The organism is Vibrio sp. 10N.286.51.E5, assembly GCF_041469125.1.
Classification (GTDB): Bacteria; Pseudomonadota; Gammaproteobacteria; order Enterobacterales; family Vibrionaceae; genus Vibrio; species Vibrio crassostreae_C.
On record NZ_JBFRJZ010000047.1, the window covers coordinates 68,761 to 88,663 of the forward strand.

Here is a 19,903-nt window from a genome sequence, read left to right on the forward strand (position 1 = left end):
GCTCTGGCTCTGGCTCTGGCAAGGATTCAACGACATCTTCAAGCTGATCGCTACCTTGGATTTTCGGTTCAAAGTCAAAATCAGAGGTAACGTTAGCTGGCGACTCTACATCGTCGATAGCCTCAGCTAGCCAGTCTTCAACCGTCTCTTCATCATCTTCAGAGATATCATTTAAAGAGGATGGCGAAGCTTGCTCTTCAGAGCTAGCAGCAATGTCTTCACGCTGTTCTTGGACGTCGGTTCCTTTCGGCTCAGATTCTTGTTGTGCGCTTTCTTCTTGAACTCGCTCTTCAAAATCTGGTTTATCAAAATCAGAATTCTCAGATAACAGCGAGTCGATATCCAATTTATCATCCTCCACCGATGATGCGGTTTCTTGCGCTGATACTTCGTTGCTGTTTGAAAGAGGCGCTTGCTCTGATTCAACCGTATTTTCAATTGATGGTTCAACAGGCTCTTCTATTGCTGACAACAAATCATTGTCATCAGAAGTCATTAACTCATCAATCAACGCTTCGTCTGTTGTTTCTAGCGAGTCATCAAGCAAAGCATCCGTTGCTGGTGCAACACCGAACAAATCATCGATAAAACCATCACGATTAAAGGCTTCATCATTTTCTGGCTTAACGTCAGCGCTGTCTTGAATCAGTTCCGAATCTAACGATTCATCAGTAACGACTTCAGGTTGTAGTGTTTCACTAATGTCCGGATCTTGCTCAGGCTCACCTTCAGAGGTTAACGGAGTAAGCTCAACGTCTGAGTCCTTTTTAGGCTCCTCATTGGCGTTGTCCAAACCAAAGGCTGCGTCTAACTCTTTATCAAACGTCTTATCTTCAGATTCAAGCTCGTCTTCAATGCCACTTGTCAGTAAGTCATCAAATGGGTCTAGAGATTCTGATTTTGATGCATCCGCTAAAAGCTCATCATCTGACAATTCACTATCAAGGAAATCATCCAATAAGTCGGTACTTTCGGCGTCGAGTTCGAAATCATCGTCGTCAGAGTCACCTATTAATTCATCCAAGGTTTCCGTGCTGTCTTCTGCGATGTTGATGTCATCATCGGTCGATAAACCAGAAAGCTCTTCAAGCTCAGACAGAGAATCAAAGCCAAGAGGTTCGCTTTCAGACTCATCATCCGAATCGTCCCCTAGCATCTCATCAAGAAGGTCTGTCGAGTTACTTAGGTCTACGTCATCGCCTGCCAGTTGCTCATCAAGCAGATCAACGCTGTCTTGAGGTTCTTCATTTACGATGGGCTTATCGAACTGAGACAGAATGTTTTCGATATCATCATCAGACGCCAAACCACTGTTTAGGTTAGTGGCAATCTCATCGTCGCTATCGAGGTTGAAAGGGTCATTCGCTTGATCGTTCTGAGCAGCAACTTGGGCAAAGATGTCATCAATATCATCATTCGCTGTCGGTGAAGCTGGCTCAGGGGACTGTTGTTCAGAGATTAGAGCATCAATATCAAAATCGTCATTGCTCAAATCAACAGGCTTAGTCTCACTTTGTTGCTCAGAGATAAGCGCATCGATGTCAAAATCATCGCTTGCTGGTGTTTCAGTGCTAGAAGGCGAATCACTTTGCTCTTCCGAAATCAGAGCATCAATATCGAAGCTGTCGTCATCTTCGTCATCAAGAGCAAACAGATCATCTAATAAAGATTGGTCTAGCTCGTTGGAACCGAGATCTTCAGTTTCAGACTCTTGAGATAGTAAAGCTTCAATGTCATCAGCAGACATTGCGTTATCATCAGAAAGATCAAAGTCGACATCATCAGTATCGACGGCGCTTTCCGCTGTTTTGTCTAGCGCACGTTCCATCTCTTCAAGGCCAAGCGCTTTCTCTTCGCCATTAACACTAATGCCGTTGCTGCTGTCTAAATCTAGATCGTCGAAGTTGGTGTCTAAATCACCGTTTTCGCCAATGCTCGCAAATGGGTCATCGTCTTCACCATCTAGATTGAAATCGAGATCAGATTCATCTAAACCAGCAAAGACATCATCCTCTTCGGCTAGCGCTTGATCGTCAAACAGCTTGTTGGCGTCATCTTCCGTACCAAACAAGTCATCATCTAAAGACAGCTCGTTAAGGTCGTCCATCTCGTCGCCCAATGTAATAGGTGCAACGGTACTTGGTTCTGGCTGGAGCGGTTGTTCTTGAGTCGTCTGCTGTTGCTCATCATTTTTAGAACGACGGCCTAACAGCATCACAACGATCAAACCAATGAGCAGACCTGGAATAATCGCAAGAGCCGCCACTAACCAACCATTCGATAACAGTTCGTCCATGACACTTGGTGCCATCTTTTCAATTTCGGCGTTCTTTCTGCGCTCTTCATCAAGCAGCTTTTCCACTTCGCTACGAATGCGGTCTTCATCACTGAGCTCTGTTTTTAGCTCATCCACTTCCGATTGAACATTCGATAACATCAAACGAAGTTGGTGATTTTTCTCTTCAAGTGACAGCAGTTCAGTTTCTGAAAGCTCTAGCTGCTTCTCTAACTTGTTCATCTCTTGGGTTGGTGCAGATTGAGCTAGAGATGATTGAGTTGGAGACAATGGCTTTTTAGCAGTTTCAGTAGTGCTTACTTGCTTAGCAGGAGTAACATTTTTTGCATCAGAACTCGGCGCTTTGGGTTTTGAAGCGACAGGCTTACTTGCAGGAGCATCAAGCTTAGCAAGATGTGAGTTCATGATGTTGATAGCTTGCTGCGTCGAGCTTGCACGTGCTTGATCTAAAGAAGGCACGCGTAGATTGCTCGCAGGCAGCAGGCTATGGATATTCTGGTTTTCAAACGCTTGTGGGTTTAAGCGATAAATAGCCAACAGAGTTTGTTGGACTGAAACGGAGTTATCAGGGCGTAACTTTGAGGCAATAGACCACAATGTTTCTGAGCCGCGAGTTGGACCATAGAAACGTGAAGGCTCAGCGCTATTTGATTGCGCTCTTTGAAGTGGTTCTGAAAACGTAGGCGCTGATTGTATCTGGCCATTAGGCCCTACAACTCGAATGGAATCTGCACGAACAACGGAAATCTGAGTCGCAATGATAAAGGCAAAAGGCATTAACCACGGCTTGAAAATTTGAAACATAAAAGGCTCAGCTAGGTGCTTAAATTCGGAAAAGTGATGATCTATTAAATATATCGGATAAATGACGTAAAACTATAGAGATGAAAACAAAAAATGTGTTGCAGCAACAATATTCGCAGCAATTTCACACAATTTGACTAACAATATTTTTAATCGATTAAAAAAGCCCCACTAAAGAGTGAGGCTTTTTTATCAAAGCAATAAAGCTTAGAAGTAATCGCGAATCAGAACTTCAGCGATTTGAACTGCGTTTGTTGCTGCGCCTTTACGAACGTTATCAGCGACAACCCACATGTTTACGCCACTGTGATGGCTGATGTCGTTACGAATACGACCAACCATTACGTGGTCTTTACCACCTGCATCACGAACTTGAGTTGGGAAGTCTAGAGCTTGGAATACTTCAACACCTTCTGTATTCTCTAGAAGCTGAACCACTTGCTCTGCACCGATTGGTGCGCGAGTTTCAATGTGTAGAGATTCTGCGTGACCGTAAAATACTGGTACGCGGACACAAGTCGGGTTCACTGTGATTGAAGAGTCAGCAAAGATTTTTTGAGTTTCCCAAACCATCTTCATCTCTTCACGCGTGTAGCCATTCTCTGTAAATTCATCGATTTGAGGAATACAGTTGAAAGCGATTTGTTGTGAGAACGCTGAGTTTTCAGCTGGCATACCGTTAAGAAGCTTAGCCGTTTGACCCGCTAGCTCATCGATACCTGGCTTACCTGCACCAGACACAGATTGGTAAGTTGAAACGTTAATACGCTCAAGGCCCACTTCATCGTGAATTGGTTTTAGCGCTACTACCATTTGGATAGTCGAGCAGTTAGGGTTCGCGATGATGTTACGGTTACGGAACTCAGCAATCGCTTCAGGGTTCACTTCAGGCACAACCAGAGGAACATCGTATTCGTAACGGAAGCGTGATGTGTTATCGATGACAACCACACCTTCATCAGCCGCAATTGGAGCCCAACGCTCTGAAAGCTCGCTACCTGCAGAGAAAAACGCAATATGTACTTGAGACCAATCGAAGTCTTCTACGTTTTGTACTTGTATTGTTTTGCCGTTAAAACGGGAAGTTTTGCCTTCACTACGTTCACTTGCTAGTAAGTGCATTTCACCGACAGGGAATTTACGCTCTTTAAGTACTTCAAGAATGGTTTCACCAACCGCACCAGTCGCACCTAAAATAGCAATATTAAATTCTTGGCTCATTGTTTCTCTCTTTTATAAAGTTGGCTTTACCATAAAACCGAGTTTAGATAACGGCGTTAAATTACAAGATTCGTCGCCCGTTAACTCGACTGCACTGTACTCTCTGCGGTCCCAATATTCTTTACGCATCTTGTCAAAAGAACCCGGCGTAACGATATTGCGACGGAATAAGGCGTCGTCTTTGCGCACATCATAGATCAACTGAGTCAAATTGTGCAGTGTTGCTTCATCCCAAGCTCTATCTAATTTCATTTGAGGTACAGGCGCTGTCGGCAATAAGTCGCTTGCATACGCACGCTGTTCAGTACCTAAAAATTCACAATAACTGTTGAAGATCATCGTGGTACCACGCGCTTTACCTTCTAAACCGTAGCCCGCTACGTGAGGCGTTGCAAAAGCGAGTAACGGAAGAAGCTCAAAGTCGACTTCAGGTTCAAACTCAAACACATCAAGCACTGCAGTGAAACCATCGGCTTTTTGCAGGCGAGCTTTTAGCGCTTGGTTATCAACCACAGGACCGCGAGCTGCATTAATCAGGATTTGATCAGCACGTAAGTTGTTCAGCACTTGCTCACTGATCAAGTGATGCGTTGGATACTCACCCGTCTTAGTGATTGGCGTGTGTAATGTAATAACGTCTGATTGTTCAAGCAAAGTCTCTAACTCAGTAAATTCGCGAGTATCACCCTCTTGCTGTTTTAGAGGGTCGTTCAGCAGAACTTTGATACCAATACCTTCAAGGCACTTCGCTAAGTAACTGCCCACTTGACCACAGCCGATAATACCAACCGTTTTATCAAAAACAGAAAAGCCTTGCTGTTGCGCAAGCACCATCATCGCACTGAATGCGTACTCAGCAACACCCACCTTGTTACAGCCAGGCGCCGCAGTAAAGAAAATGCCACGCTCTTTCATCAATTCTTGGTCAACATGGTCCATACCAGCCGTCGCAGTACCGACAAACTTCAGCTTATTGGCTTTGCTGATCAATGACTCGTTTACCTTGGTAACAGAGCGAATCATCAATGCGTCTACGTCAACTAGGTCGTCAGCAGTAAGTGTGCGACCAGACTTCATTGTCACTTCCCCTAGCTGGCTAAAAAGCGCTTCAGCGTAAGGCATATTTTCGTCGATTAAGATTTTCATTTGGCGAGTACTTTTGTTGGGGTCTATCGACCTAAATGTGAATTGAAATGATTGTGCAAAATTCCACACACGGTGTCGAGTAGCAATTGGAATACATTATAAATAAAGGGCTGAATCACCTAACCTTGGCAGACAAGAACCGAAACCAGAGTGAACACCCAAGATCAAACGGCTAAAACGAAAAATGCCCGATTGAATAAACAATCGGGCAAACATCCAGAACAAAAGGATCCTATCTCGCTCTCCAGGAGACAGAGTCTTGCGTCTGTTCAACCAGTACTAACCAAAGTCAGTACTGGTCAAGCTCTGGAAACCTTTCAATCTCTAAACCCAGATTTAAAAACTATGTTCAAAAAACACGTTTACCAACCTGCGTCTAAAAACTTTGTTCTGATGGTCATTATTACTGGGTGACCTGTGCGTGTTGAATCGGCACTAGCGCAACCCTTTAACGATTAACCTTGTCTCTGTAACTCAAGCTTAAGTTAAGCTTGGTACTTTTTGATTACTAGCGTTGCGTTCGTACCGCCGAAACCAAAACTGTTAGACATAACTGTAGTTAGCTCTTGATCACGAGCTTCAGTTACGATGTCTAGGCCAGCAGCAGCTTCGTCTAGGTTCGAAACGTTAATGCTTGGAGCGATAAAGCCGTTATCTAGCATTAGCGTTGAGTAAATAGCTTCGTGTACGCCAGCAGCACCTAGAGCGTGACCTGTCATCGCTTTAGTTGCAGAAATTGCTGGGCTGTTGCCACCGCCATTACCTTGAGAGAAAACTTCTTGGATAGCGCCTAGCTCTTTAACGTCGCCAACTGGAGTTGAAGTACCGTGAGTGTTCACGTAATCAACGCCATCAACGTTTTGCATCGCCATCTTCATACAACGAACCGCACCTTCACCAGAAGGAGCAACCATGTCGTAGCCATCTGAAGTTGCGCCGTAGCCTACGATTTCACCGTAGATTTTTGCGCCACGAGCAACAGCGTGCTCAAGCTCTTCGATAACTAACATGCCGCCGCCACCAGAGATAACGAAACCATCACGGTCTGCATCGTAGGTACGAGAAGCCAGCTCTGGCGTGTCGTTGTACTTAGTAGAAAGTGCGCCCATTGCGTCGAACATCATAGTCAGAGACCAATCCAGTTCTTCACCGCCACCAGCGAATACAACGTCTTGCTTACCAAGTTGGATAAGCTCCATTGCGTGACCAATACAGTGTGCAGATGTCGCACATGCAGAGCTCATAGAGTAGTTCACACCACGGATTTTGAAAGGAGTTGCTAGACAAGCAGAAACCGTAGAAGCCATTGTACGTGGAACCATGTATGGACCAACGCGCTTCACGCCTTTCTCACGGATGATGTCTACCGCGTTTACTTGGTTTAGAGATGAAGCACCACCTGAACCCGCAACGATACCCGTGCGGTCATTAGATACTTGATCTTCAGTTAAGCCAGAATCAGCAATTGCTTGCTCCATTGAAAGATAAGCGAATGCCGCTGCATCACCCATAAAGCGCATTTTTTTGCGATCGATATGGTCAGCAGGGTTCATTTTTAGGTTACCCCATACTTGAGAGCGCAAGCCATTTTCCTTGAACTGCTCTGAAGCGGTAATACCAGATTTACCCTCTTTCAGTGATGCTAAAACTTCTTCGACGTTGTTACCGATACTTGAAACAATACCCATACCGGTGATTACGACTCGTTTCATGTGACATTCCTATAATTCTAAATTCAGCTAGATGATAACTAAGAAGCCTAACAAAAGTGGTCAGCTTTCCTAGAAATTCGTACAATCCCTACCAACATATCGCTTCAAATCACAAAATGATAGATTTTATGACTTCAATTACTAATGCAGAACTGGAATGGAATGAGTCTGGCACGCCAGTTTCAGACCAATTTGACGACGTTTACTTCTCCAATGTTAACGGTTTAGAAGAAACTCGCTACGTCTTTTTAAAGCAAAACCACCTTCCAGAGCGTTGGCTTGAACATGAACAACGCCGCTTTGTGATTGCTGAAACCGGCTTTGGCACAGGTTTGAACTTTCTTGCAGTTTGGCAATGGTTCGATGCTTTTCTTAAAGATAACCCACAAGCGATGACCAAAGAGTTACATTTCATCAGTTTTGAAAAATATCCTTTAAATAAAGAGGATCTCATCAAAGCACACCAATCGTGGCCAGAATTAGCCGAGTATGCGACGCAACTCCAAGAACACTACCCTATTGCTCTACCTGAATGTCACCGCATTGTGCTGGGCGACGGTGCAATCACGCTTGATTTGTGGTTTGGCGATATTAAAGATTGCATGCCCAACGTACCAACCCCGCGTGAAGGTTTGGTTGATGCTTGGTTCTTAGACGGTTTTGCTCCGAGCAAGAACCCAGAGATGTGGAATCAAAACCTATTCAACGGCATGGCTAAGCTCGCTAAGCAAGATTGTAGCTGCGCCACCTTCACCGCTGCTGGCTTTGTTCGCCGTGGCTTAATTGAAGCTGGCTTTGAAATGAAAAAGGTCAAAGGCTTTGGTACTAAGCGAGAAATGATCGCCGGCCGACTTGGCGAAAAGCACGCTCACACCAACATCAAACCTTGGTATGGCCTCGCTCAACACACTGAATCCCAAGACATTGCGATCATTGGTGGTGGTGTCGCCAGTGCTGCATTAGCCAAAACGCTAAGCCGTCGTGGTAAAAACATCACCCTTTATTGTGAACATCCACAAGCTGCGGGCAATGCCTCAGGTAACAACCAAGGTGCGATTTACCCGCTATTAAGCGAAGCGACCTCGAACGTGTCTCGCGTGTTTGGCCCGGGATTACTGTTTGCTCGTCAATTTATTAATCAAGCGGCTCAGTCTATTCAATTTGATCACAGTTGGTGTGGCGTGAACATCTTGATGTGGGATCAAGGCTCCACTAAAAAGCTCAACCGCATGTTGGAAGGCAACTTCCACACCGACCTGATTCAGCGTTTATCGCCAGAGCAAGCCAACGAAAAGATTGGCTTACCCGTCGATAAAGAGAGCGTTTACTTCCCACTGGGTGGTTGGTTGAGCCCTCTGCAACTGACACAAGGCCTGATCGGGAAGTTAGAAGAGACCCACCAAGTTAGCACTCACTATCAACATCAAGTGACTCAACTAGAATGGCTCGAAACTGAACAACAATGGTTGCTCATCATTGAGACACCACAAGGTGAGATTCAAACCAAGCATGACCAAGTGGTGGTTGCGAACGGCCACAAGTTCACTCAGTTTGAGCAGACTCAGCCAGTACCACTGACACCGGTTAAAGGTCAAGTGAGCCACATTCCGACCACGGATAACCTCAGTAAACTAAAAACCGTGTTGTGCTTTGATGGTTACTTAACACCACAAAACCCAAACAATGGACACCATTGTATTGGCGCAAACTACGACAAAACCAACATCGACCAAGAGTTTGATATTGAGGTTCAGCAACATAATGGCGAGCGTCTGCATGGGTCACTGCCAGACCAAGCATGGACAAAAGATGTCGATACCAGTAGCAACCTAGCGCGCCAAGGTATCCGTAGCGTGAGCCGTGACCACTTGCCATTTGTTGGCAATGTGGGCGATTTCGAAGCCATTAAAGATCAGTACCAAGATCTACACAACTTTAACCCACAGCGTGACTCGGTTGATGATGTTGAAACGGTGACAAGCTTCCCTAACCTATACTGTTTTATCGGATTAGGCTCACGTGGCTTGAGCTCTGCGCCATTATTGGCTGAAGTGTTAGCATCACAAATTTGTGGCGATCCGCTTCCCTTACCTGTCGATGTGCTTGAAGCGATTCACCCAAGCAGAATGTGGGTACGCAGGCTGCGTAAAGGTAAAGCATTAACCGCTGGCTGGGTTGCAGATAAGCACTCAAAAACAAATCAGTAGTTTCTAGTTCAACTATTCTGAATATCTAAATATTGGAAATACCTGAAACTAAAAGCTAAAAAGCCCGAGCGACATTATGTCCCTCGGGCTTTTTGTTGTTCGTGTTGATCTAACTTGTATTTACAGCTTAGCAACCGCGTCTTTGATCTGCTGAGCAATCTCTTCGTTGCTGATAGAACCAGACTCAAAATCAAAGTTATCGTAGAAGCTTGGTACTGAAACTGACGCTTTTACGTTTCCGCCAAAGTATGGCGCTGAACCTGTTGCTGCGCCAAGTACCGTTTGTGCACCGCCTGGGCCAGGTGAAGTCGCTAGGTAAACCGCCGGCTTCTCGCCAAACACAAAGCGCTCAATGCGTGTCGCCCAATCAAATAGGTTTTTGTACGCAGCTGGGTAGTGGCCGTTGTGCTCAGCAAAAGAGATAACAAACGCATCTGCTTCAGCTAAATCACGTAAGAATGCTTGTGCGCCTTCCGCTTGGCCAATCTCTTTTTCAGTGTCTTCACTGAACATAGGAACGTTGTAATCGTTGATGTTTAGAACTTTAACTTCAGCACCTTCAATCAAGTTAGCTGCGTAAGTTGCTAGAGTTTTGTTGATAGAAGTAGAGCTTGTGCTTGCGCCGAATGCGATAACTTTCATGATGTGACCTTTTCTGTAAATCCGTTAAGTGGGATTAGAATAACGTAGTCAGAAAATGGAACCATCACAAGGATTGAACGGACTCATTCAAAAATTTCGAATGAGTCTCAAATAACTAACAGCTCAGCAAAATGGAAAGGAAGGGACTGAGCGGATAGTGATAAATTGTTAGCTATTAAGCTTGGTTTTGCAGTTCAACCCAAAGGTCATTAACGATGGTGCGATCTGCTGGCGTTAGTTCAGAGCGAGCGTCATCTAGGCTCTTCTCGATGCGTGCTTTTACTTCAGCTACGTCTTCAATGCCTTCTTCTTCACATGAAGCCACTGACAGAGAAATATGACCACGTAAGTAACCACCAGCAAACAGTTCATCGTCTGATGCGTTTTCAATGCGAGCATCAATTACTTCAAGTAGTTTTTCTTCAAATTCGATAATCATAATATTCTCTTATTTCACAATAAATTGGCTAGTACATAAAGGTTCTACATCGTAGAAGCTGCGTAATGCTTCAGAGAGCATTTTTACGCGAGGCGGAAGACCAGCTTCAAAGATACCCATGACTTCGCTGTGTACTTTATTCATAAAGGCCAAACGATCTGGCTCAAAATCGCCGTGTAGATTGTCACAGCTGACATTAAAAGGAAAGCCTGCACTCATCGCAATGATCCATTCATACGCTTGTGGGCGAATTTCTACTTTTTCAAACTCAGCTTGAACCGACTCAGTTCGACCATCAGGCTCATACCAATAGCCAAAATCTTCCAACAAACGACGCTCAGGACCAGCGACACACCAGTGCGCTATCTCGTGAAGTGCAGACGCATAAAATCCGCGAGCAAATACGATACGGTGATGAAGAACCTCCCCATCGGCTGGCAGGTAAATAGGCTCGTCTGCACCCAGTTCGAGTTTGGTATTGTAACTCTCGAAAAAGGTTTGATTGAAAATATCGATGATGTCTGGGTATTGGTGCGTCATAAAATCAAATTTAAGTAAAAAGAACCGGGGCATTTTGCGTTTTTTTAAGCGCTCGGTAAAGCCCTATCACGAGCAATGGCATTAGGTTGCCCCCAATACTTTACTGTGACAATCGATTGCTGATCCCAGATTACACTACTTTGAGGCGAATGATTAGTTTAGCTAATCTGAAACACCCATTCACGGTACAAATATTCATTCGTCAATCAGCGTTTTTACTACTACACTCGCGCTTCATTTTTATATCCCTAAGGCCTATAAGACTCCAATTTATAGACCTATATTATAGAGCTACAGCAATGCTACTAAGTGTTTTGTATATCATTGGCATCACGGCAGAAGCCATGACCGGCGCTCTCAGTGCTGGCAAACAAAAAATGGATTGGTTTGGTGTAATGTTGGTTGCCAGTGCAACAGCAATTGGCGGCGGTACAGTACGAGATATCTTACTCGGCCATTACCCTTTAGGTTGGGTTGAAAACCCACAGTATCTGGCAATCACCTGTATCGCAGGAGTTATTACAACCGGACTGGCTAAATGGGTTATCAAGCTCAAAGGGCTATTCATTCGTTTAGATGCACTAGGGCTTATCGTGTTCAGTATCATTGGTACTAAGGTAGCGATGACCATGGGTCTACATCCAATGATCTGCATGGTGTCTGCGCTAGTCACGGGTGTCTTTGGTGGTTTACTGCGCGACCTTATCTGTCGTCAAACACCATTGGTGTTGCATGAAGAGCTGTATGCCTCTGTTGCACTTGTCGCTTCAGGTTTATATCTAGGTTTGCTTGAACTTGGCATTAACGACGTAACCGCGACGATTGTGACGCTTGTAGTTGGTTACTTGCTGCGTATGGCAGCTGTACGATTCAAGTGGCGTTTACCTTCGTTCCAGCTTGATCCTGAAAGCTCGGTACATTAAATGATATATTCTCAATTACGCAGAATATAAAGAGGGTTGCTTCATCACGAAGCAACCCTCTTTGTTTTTATCAAATCAGTTTCAAATCTGTTCTGATTACAACGAAGCAGAACTAGATTTTTGGCGTTTCAGTTGTCACACCAAAGTTTTGACCACGGTGACGTAGCAAGTGATCAAGCAATACAATCGCTAACATCGCTTCTGCGATCGGCACGGCACGGATACCTACACATGGGTCATGACGACCTTTAGTGATTAGTTGCGTTGCTTCACCGTCTTTGGTGATCGTGTCACCAGGAACGGTAATGCTTGATGTTGGTTTAAGCGCAATGCTTGCAACAATATCTTGGCCAGTAGAAATACCACCTAAGATACCGCCAGCATGGTTGCTGCTGAAACCTTCTGGCGTTAATGGATCACGGTGTTCACTACCGCGTTGATTAACGACGTCAAAGCCATCACCAATCTCAACACCTTTCACCGCATTGATGCTCATTAGAGCGTGAGCAATGTCAGCATCTAGACGATCAAAAATTGGCTCACCAAGGCCTACAGGCACTTTAGTCGCAACCACTTGAATCTTCGCACCAATCGAGTTGCCTTCTTTTAGCAAGTCACGAATCAGTTGGTCAAATTCCGGTACTTTGTCGGCATCAGGGCAGAAGAAAGCGTTGTTTTCAATCTCGTTCCAATCCACTTTATCAATTGAGATATCACCCATTTGAGAAAGGTAAGCTTGGATTTCAACACCAAATTCTTGTTTTAGGTATTTCTTCGCAATTGCACCTGCCGCTACACGCATTGCAGTTTCACGAGCTGAAGAACGACCACCGCCACGGTAATCACGCACACCGTACTTTTGATGGTACGTATAGTCAGCGTGTCCAGGGCGGAACTTGTCTTTAATTTCGGAATAGTCTTTAGAGCGTTGGTCTGTATTTTCAATTAATAGACCAATAGAAGTGCCCGTAGTTTGGCCTTCAAACACACCTGATAAGATTTTCACTTCATCCGCTTCACGGCGAGCCGTTGTATAACGAGAAGTACCAGGGCGACGACGATCCAAATCTCTTTGAAGGTCTGCTTCGGTAATTTCTAATCCTGGTGGGCACCCATCTACGATACATCCTAGTGCGATACCGTGACTCTCTCCGAATGTGGTCACTCGAAAGTGTTGTCCGATACTGTTTCCTGCCATTGCTTCCTCTAAATCAGCCATCAATCAGAAGGTTTGATTCCTAAACCGACTGGCTAATAGCTTTACTTGTCTATTCTTCGTGAATTCATAGTGGCTTTATTACCAAATGATGTAAACCCCAAAAAACGAACAATTGTCAGTTTATCGAAAAATAAAAAAGGAAGCCCATCACTAGGCTTCCTTCTTTCAATACCTTTGATTCACTTGGCATTCAATGTGCGACTAACTCAAGCGTTCAAATTAATCGTCGTTCGATGAACCATCCCACACCATATTAAAGTTCACATCGGTAATGTACTGACTCCACTCATCACTGATTTTGCCAATGATGCTGTAGTTTTCATCTAATTCAAGTGAGTAGCTATTATTCATCCCAAACAAGAATGAAAGCACCGCATTCGTTCTACCCTCGTCAAATACATCGTCACAAAATTGTGGGTTTAAAGTATCACCGTTGCTTGCTGAAATGGATTCAGACGTCACAGTGAACCTTTCAAAAATAGCCGCATCGCCATTGTGCGAGCTCAGCAGTCCATCACAGCTAATACCATTCATCCATACCTTGATATAGTCGTGTGAATTACCAGATGAAAGCTCGGCTGTACTCATCTGTAATGACGTAGAGATAAGCTCGTATTGGTGGTCTTGTTCACCAGGCCAATATAGGTCAGCATCTCGCAACTCAGGGCCATCACTGGATTTAACTTGAATACGCTTTTCTGCATCCGCTTTGTTACTAAAGCCAACATAACGACTAGATTCACCATCCTCAGTCCAGAGCATAGTCAGGGCACCCTGTGAGATTAAGTTACTATCATAATCATTGGTTAGGTCGTAACTCATGGTCATCACTTCGCCGTCATCGACAAATGAACCGACCAAAGTGTCACCTTCGACAATATAAGTACCAACTTTTAGCGTCGCCTCTGTTGTACATTCTGCCTTATTGCTTAGGTCACGATCATTGTAGAAGATCTCACCATCTTCAAAGCGTACTGTGTCACACCACACTTGAGCGTAGTTTGTACCGTTAGAACCTCGCTCTAAGAAGTACCATGTGTTGTCTTCTAATGGGTGAGAATCACCTGGTGGTAATGGCGCTTCTTCAATAACCGGGAAGCTCAACGTTGCCGAGACCCACTCACTATTGACGCCATCATTGACTGAAACCGTGAGTGTTTCTTTGTCAGCTGCCGAAGAACGAGGAAGCAAACCAGAGAAACTCACCACGCCTTGCTCGCTTACTAGAGCATTAAAGCCCGTACGTGAAGTCGTTGATAGCGTGGTTGCCACTTTGTAGTTTAAGGCGTCACCATCTTGATCTTTGAACAGCGCGCTTACATCCAGCGTATCCGTCAGCGACTCGCCTTCTGTTAGCATCCATACATTCATCTCCGACTGTAGGTATGCAAGCTCGCCCTCATCTACAACTGGAGGCTGGTTATCCGTTAACACGGTTACTTCAAAGGTCAGTGGGTATGAACGTGCCTCGTGCTCATCGGTCGCAAAGATATGGTAAATAAAGCTGCCTGCACCCTCTGGTTCACCCGTAATCATGCCTGTTTCCGAGTCTATAGACAGACCATTATTACCATCACCATCAACGACAGTCATAGTGAAGGACATGTCATCGCCTTCGGCGTCTTGGAATTTGTCGCTAACATTGTATGGGCGCCATGCTTCACCCAGCGTCAATTCAACGGGCTCAGTGGTACCGACAACTTTTGGTCGGGTGTTTGGTAAAACGATGATATCGCCGCCACCCGGTGGAATATTAATAATTGGCGAGTAATCATCAAGCGTTTGATCATCGGCTTCAATGATCTCTTGTGTTGCTTCTGCCATAGCTTCAGTCAGCTTCAGCTTAGTTTCGATATCTCCGTCAGAATGATCGACCAACACTTCGCCAATCAGGTTAAGTGCTTCTGCTTGCTCTGTGGTATCTGCAATGTAGTCACCAAAAATAAGTGCTTGTGACACCTCAAGACCTTCGTCACCCGTGATAGCAGCAACTACTTGCTCCTCAGCTTCAGCTACTGTCAACTCCGAGTCTGCAGCTAGCAGTTTGTTCACCATGTTCGTCATTGGGTTAATGATTGCGCCGCTGCCCGCATTAGCTAGTGTGAAGTCGTGTTGAACAAGACCACGGTTGCTGTCTATTGTTTGACCTGCAACTGCCTCAACACAGACCACGGCACCTTGATGCGCAACTGGAATGTTTACCTTACCATCGACATCAGTTTGACTACTCTTGCCTGTTAAGTCCGTATCACAAATACCATCTTGGGTCGTATCAACCCTGACATTAGCATACGCCAAATAACCATCAATGGCCGTGATAGAAAACGTCGTTGGGTTGCTCGACGAATCGCTGTCTGAACCACACCCAACCAAAGCCATTGCAATTGACGCTGCGAGCAAGCCTTGCTTTTTCATTATTGTTCCTTATTAAACCTATTCAATGAGTCTTCATACAGCCAACTTCAGTAGGCTGTGATAATTAAAACATCACTATTTTTAGAGGTTTACTTGGAACTCGCAAGGTACAGGGAATAATGGAAAACCCGTAAAATAATTTCTAAATTTTTCCAATTATGCAAAGTTAAGCCGCCAATTTATTGTGGAGCCAGCTCTTAGCAAATTTGAGATCTTTCTCAATCAGGCTGTGGCTACAATCTAATAGTTCACAGATCTCTTGATGCTTTAGGCCAATGTAATATTTTAATTTCAGCACATTAGATTGTCGTGGATAGCGTTCCGTAAAATCCATCAATGACTTCTCTAACTCAATGCGTTTATCAAGGGGCAGGTATTCAATCGAAATTGCATTTTCTATGCGCATTAAATTGCCCTTTTTTCTTTTATCAGCCTTCAACGCCCAAGAGTCATTAATGAGAATATGCTGCATAGCTTTAACGGACATCAAAAAAAAATCTCGCGTCCCTTCTATCTCACCCTTCCCAACGGAGCCAATCTTCAAGTAAGCCTCATGAGTCAATGTCGTCGTAGAGCTCGTATCTATCAAAGGCTCATTAAATACCTCTGCACATTTATAACGTCGTAATTGAGCTAACTCTTTAAGCCGATAGTAAGCAAAACGATACAATTCAGCTTCAGACTGCTTGCAACCATGTTGCCATTGGTAAATAAGAGTAGTAAGCCCCTTGTGCTCCTGAATTTTTTTTATGGTCGACAAAATTTAACCTTTTAAAACAATTAAATGGGAAGTCACAACAAGTAAACCAATAGGTTCATGTCTTCTGTGGCAATCCAAGAATCGAATAATTCCTCATCCAAAAAATATCCGCCTTCTTAGAAGCCGGTTTTGCTTTATAACCCCCAAGAAGGGGGCGTCCGCGCTATCAATTCTTCAATAACTGCAGTTGTTGTTCATACTCTATGTCCTGTTTATCTTGATGTCGTACATATCGCCGAATGACTTCTTCATTCACACCAACCGTATCTGCAAAATACCTCTAGCCCAAAAGTAATTTCCCCACAGTTTCTTACGTTTATGTGGGGATTTATTGAAAAGTCTAATTGCTATTCGACCCTTTAAAACTCCTAACAAACTCAAGACTGATAACTTGGGAGAAACAATGACAGAAAGATGAACATGATCTGGTTGAACATTTAACTCTAAAACCTCGCAGTCTTTCACATTGCACAAGATATGGATTGAACGATAAAGCTCCTTTCCACCCTTATCTTTCAAAATCTTATATCTGTACTTTGGGTCAAAACTATATGGTATTTGCAACGCCAATAGACATATGATGAATTTCTGTAATCGCCCATGTGGTTGTTTCCTCTTACTTGTGATGAATAAGAGATTACTTCTAACATGAGCACTTCTCGAGGCCATAGCCTCAAGCAACAATCACCACCGACTAGGGCGGTGGTTTTAAGGAACTACTAAACCGTCACGACCATTTGAATTAACGTCTTCAACGTAAACGTCTAGGTCAACGATATTCAGATTTCGAGAGTGAATAATTTCATCCCAATCAAGTAAGGTATGGCTTGATGGGTAAGCCATTGATGTGACATCATATATAACCGAATCAAGTTGCAATTTTTGAGCACTAAGATTGTGCGTCTCTATAGAGAAAGCCACTAAAAATGCGGTCAATATCGTAAGAAAGAAAGAAAAATACACGGATTTGGTAGGATAACGTTGAATAAACTTAATCACTTTATGAACGTTATTATTGTTACGATAATTTAATGGATAACAACGCCTTACATTTTCGATATCATTTGCTAAAGCACGAACACTTTGATATCGACGAGAACGGTTTACGTTAGTCGCATGTTGATGTACTCGAATTAAATCTCTAGACGCTATTTTATCTGGAAACATCTTCTGTAGGATCCGCCCTAAAGAGAACACGTCAGACCTTTCGTCCAAACTTTCACCTGTGAGTTGTTCTGGACTAGCATAAATTCGACTTACCGCTTTAATGGAGTTGAGTGAGTTATCAGGCGAACAACTAAGAGTTTGAGTAAGATTGAAATCAATAACCTTAGGTTCTCCATGAGCATTTATGAGTATATTTTCAGGTTTTAGGTCAGCATGTAGAACTTTCAACTCATGCGCATACTCAATAGCAAGGCAAATATCTCGAAATAACGTAAGCTTTTGGTCATAAGAAAGTGAATTAGTAGACAGATATTCATCGAGTAAACAGCCATCAACGTACTCCATTACTATATAAGCAACTCCTTTATGAAGACCTGCGTCATAAACCTTCGTAATATTGGAATGATTGAGGTTTGCCATGATTTGAGCTTCGTTGAAAAGTTTGTCTTTGCCTAAAATATTAAACGCTTCGGCGTTAAAAAACTTAACTGCGTAGTTATGCTCAAACAAATGGTCACGCCGTGAAGCAAAATAAACCATCCCGAAGCCACCTTTACCTAGTTCATGTCCAATAAGGTAACGATCATCAACTATTTCGTTTTCAAATGATTGAAACGCAGGCACCGAAGAGGATAAATGGATATCTAACAATTGAGTCAAACACTGTTGTTCATATGACAAAAGTAAATCGGAAACTCTTCGAGCCATTTGCGGTGAAACATGGCTTAGCTCCGAGAGTCTTGACTGCCACTCTTTCGGATCCATATCAATCATGCGATAAAAAACTTGGGTACTACTGAGGTCTGGATTCATTTCTAGTGCCAGTAACAATTGCTACTCATCTTATATAATACAATACCAACCTACTTACATAGCCTAGAAATGAATTGATACAGTTTTCGATGATTAGACACTAATAAATAATGTATACATTGAAGGTGGCGATATTTCAGGCGTTAACGTATCACATCTCAATAAGAAAATTAGATTGCCCTCAAATACAAAAAACCTGACAATTTGCTAGTGCTTTTCGCCACTCTCTTGCTTGGAGAGGATGCATGGGAATTGGCACCCACTCTGCATCTGGTAATAAAGAACCACCTTGAGCGTGACAGCTCAGAAACATTTCTTTCAGTTCATATTTCAAACTCCCGGAAACGTATTCGCCAGCGAGCTTATCTTCTTTTACGGCAAACCATTCCACGGCGAAATCACCAGCGAACTCAGGTAAGTAAGCTTCTTGCTCTTGTTGGGTTAGAGGTTCATTACACTTGGGTGCTGGATGCATACTGTGTCCACCACTAAGTGCCTGTTCTGAAGTGATAAAACCTTGCAAATCATGTTTAGATTGACGCAAAACCAATGCGGAAGATGCCCGCGCTACATAATCATTTGAGTTTTCAACACGTTGTAAAAAAAGCGTTTTTTTATCTTTATCAACTTCAGGGAAGTAACGATCAACCAACAAAGAAGCAGCCTGAGAAAACGGTATTTGTGATAATTCATCTAGCTCTCGAAGCTGTACTTTTCCACTATATCGATGACGATCTGAGGCTGATACATAGGTAAGAGGAATCTCTAATTGCCCATGACCGTTCAAATCAACATGAATACTGTTGTCCTTAATTTGATAATCAGATGTTTCAAGCAGCAAGCTATTTAGGAAGTGCTGCATCGTAAGTAAATGCGTCATTTAACTCTATCTCTTAGGATTCATTTCATTATTTAATAGGTCGTCTGTGGCGACCATTTTGATGTCAGTGGTTTTGCGCACCGTCTACGCTTTTTACGTGTTTCTGCAGGAGTACCTAGTACCAAGAAACCCACAGGAACATGACTCTCATTAAGGTGCAGATGTTCTTTCACATTTGGTAGGTCCACAGCTTCCGTCGAATACCAAACGCTACCGTAACCACTCGCATCCGCTGCTAGGAGTATCATTTGGCATGCTGCAGCCGCAGAAAGGATCTGATCTTGTTGTGAGATCTCTTTGTGTGGTTTGATCTCTGCAGAGACCAGAACTAGCATCGGAGCTTGGCGTAAATAACTTGATAGTCGTTTGACTTGCCCTTTATCTACATTCACATCAGACGCAACCCATGCGGCACTCAATAATTCAACCAGTGCTTCAACTTGTTCATGCTCTATCACTAGAAAATGCCAAGGGTTAAGATTCCCATGATCTGGAGTACTCATTGCGGTTTGCAGTATGGTCTCTAAATCACACCCAGCCGGAGCTGGTAGAGATAACTCATGAACATGATAAGAGACACGTTGTTGAAGAAATTTAATCAATTCCATGACGTTGTTTTCGATATCCGATTAGTAGTAAAAGTAAGAAGTAAAGACTCCCTCATAGACAGAACCTTAAGCACTAAGCTCAGCGCAAATCCCGTCTAACGTAATGTTTTC

General features: G+C 43.7%; 15 protein-coding genes and 1 pseudogene. 2 read left to right on the forward strand and 14 right to left on the reverse strand.

The features are described from left to right. From AB4161_RS17230 to fabB, 4 genes are all read right to left on the reverse strand, one after another. Positions 1 to 3,100 (reverse strand): FimV/HubP family polar landmark protein (locus AB4161_RS17230; RefSeq protein WP_372083701.1); only part of this gene is annotated, 3,100 nt, incomplete at its 3' end. Between the two features lie 207 nt (positions 3,101 to 3,307). Further along, positions 3,308 to 4,321 carry an aspartate-semialdehyde dehydrogenase gene (locus AB4161_RS17235; protein ID WP_017062350.1) on the reverse strand — a complete coding sequence of 338 codons (1,014 nt, stop codon included), beginning with the start codon at positions 4,319 to 4,321 and terminating at the stop codon, positions 3,308 to 3,310. Positions 4,322 to 4,333: 12 nt separating this feature from the next. After that, entirely contained in the window at positions 4,334 to 5,467 is a 1,134-nt protein-coding gene (locus AB4161_RS17240) for a 4-phosphoerythronate dehydrogenase (protein WP_017062351.1), read from the reverse strand. A 485-nt stretch (positions 5,468 to 5,952) separates the two neighbouring features. Beyond that, positions 5,953 to 7,179, reverse strand: a complete 1,227-nt coding sequence (fabB, locus tag AB4161_RS17245; RefSeq protein ID WP_017070308.1) for a beta-ketoacyl-ACP synthase I — start codon at positions 7,177 to 7,179, stop codon at positions 5,953 to 5,955. A gap of 56 nt (positions 7,180 to 7,235) precedes the next feature. On the opposite strand from fabB, the gene mnmC reads away from it, so the two are divergent. Beyond that, complete coding sequence (gene mnmC, locus AB4161_RS17250) at positions 7,236 to 9,386, forward strand: bifunctional tRNA (5-methylaminomethyl-2-thiouridine)(34)-methyltransferase MnmD/FAD-dependent 5-carboxymethylaminomethyl-2-thiouridine(34) oxidoreductase MnmC (RefSeq protein WP_372083702.1); 2,151 nt, start codon at positions 7,236 to 7,238, stop codon at positions 9,384 to 9,386. Positions 9,387 to 9,506: 120 nt separating this feature from the next. Here mnmC and AB4161_RS17255 read toward each other — a convergent pair whose 3' ends face one another. The 3 genes from AB4161_RS17255 to AB4161_RS17265 form a co-directional block, all read right to left on the reverse strand. After that, entirely contained in the window at positions 9,507 to 10,028 is a 522-nt protein-coding gene (locus tag AB4161_RS17255) for an NADPH-dependent FMN reductase (RefSeq protein ID WP_372083703.1), read from the reverse strand. 175 nt (positions 10,029 to 10,203) lie between these two features. Then, on the reverse strand, positions 10,204 to 10,467 hold the full coding sequence (locus tag AB4161_RS17260) for a YfcL family protein (protein ID WP_017632537.1): 264 nt from the start codon (positions 10,465 to 10,467) through the stop codon (positions 10,204 to 10,206). Positions 10,468 to 10,476: 9 nt separating this feature from the next. Next, positions 10,477 to 11,007 (reverse strand): elongation factor P hydroxylase, encoded by a 531-nt coding sequence (locus AB4161_RS17265; RefSeq protein WP_102433596.1) that lies wholly within the window; start codon positions 11,005 to 11,007, stop codon positions 10,477 to 10,479. Between the two features lie 299 nt (positions 11,008 to 11,306). Here AB4161_RS17265 and AB4161_RS17270 point away from each other — a divergent pair, with 299 nt between their 5' ends. Further along, positions 11,307 to 11,930, forward strand: a complete 624-nt coding sequence (locus AB4161_RS17270) for a trimeric intracellular cation channel family protein (RefSeq protein ID WP_004734183.1) — start codon at positions 11,307 to 11,309, stop codon at positions 11,928 to 11,930. Between the two features lie 112 nt (positions 11,931 to 12,042). Here the strand turns inward: AB4161_RS17270 and aroC are convergent, their stop codons facing one another. The 7 genes and pseudogenes from aroC to AB4161_RS17305 form a co-directional block, all read right to left on the reverse strand. Then, positions 12,043 to 13,128 carry a chorismate synthase gene (gene aroC / locus AB4161_RS17275; RefSeq protein ID WP_004734182.1) on the reverse strand — a complete coding sequence of 362 codons (1,086 nt, stop codon included), beginning with the start codon at positions 13,126 to 13,128 and terminating at the stop codon, positions 12,043 to 12,045. A gap of 240 nt (positions 13,129 to 13,368) precedes the next feature. After that, the gene (locus tag AB4161_RS17280) at positions 13,369 to 15,564 is read right to left on the reverse strand and encodes a putative Ig domain-containing protein (RefSeq protein ID WP_372083705.1); all 2,196 of its coding nucleotides are present in this window, start codon (positions 15,562 to 15,564) and stop codon (positions 13,369 to 13,371) included. 166 nt (positions 15,565 to 15,730) lie between these two features. Next, complete coding sequence (locus AB4161_RS17285; protein ID WP_017095020.1) at positions 15,731 to 16,324, reverse strand: ECF-type sigma factor; 594 nt, start codon at positions 16,322 to 16,324, stop codon at positions 15,731 to 15,733. A 166-nt stretch (positions 16,325 to 16,490) separates the two neighbouring features. Next, positions 16,491 to 16,926: pseudogene (gene tnpA, locus AB4161_RS17290) on the reverse strand (IS200/IS605 family transposase). Between the two features lie 106 nt (positions 16,927 to 17,032). Continuing rightward, positions 17,033 to 18,304 carry a serine/threonine-protein kinase gene (locus AB4161_RS17295; protein ID WP_372083706.1) on the reverse strand — a complete coding sequence of 424 codons (1,272 nt, stop codon included), beginning with the start codon at positions 18,302 to 18,304 and terminating at the stop codon, positions 17,033 to 17,035. A gap of 181 nt (positions 18,305 to 18,485) precedes the next feature. After that, complete coding sequence (locus AB4161_RS17300; protein ID WP_372083707.1) at positions 18,486 to 19,184, reverse strand: IucA/IucC family protein; 699 nt, start codon at positions 19,182 to 19,184, stop codon at positions 18,486 to 18,488. Between the two features lie 32 nt (positions 19,185 to 19,216). Then, the gene (locus AB4161_RS17305) at positions 19,217 to 19,792 is read right to left on the reverse strand and encodes a nitroreductase (RefSeq protein WP_372083708.1); all 576 of its coding nucleotides are present in this window, start codon (positions 19,790 to 19,792) and stop codon (positions 19,217 to 19,219) included. Positions 19,793 to 19,903: the final 111 nt, after the last annotated feature.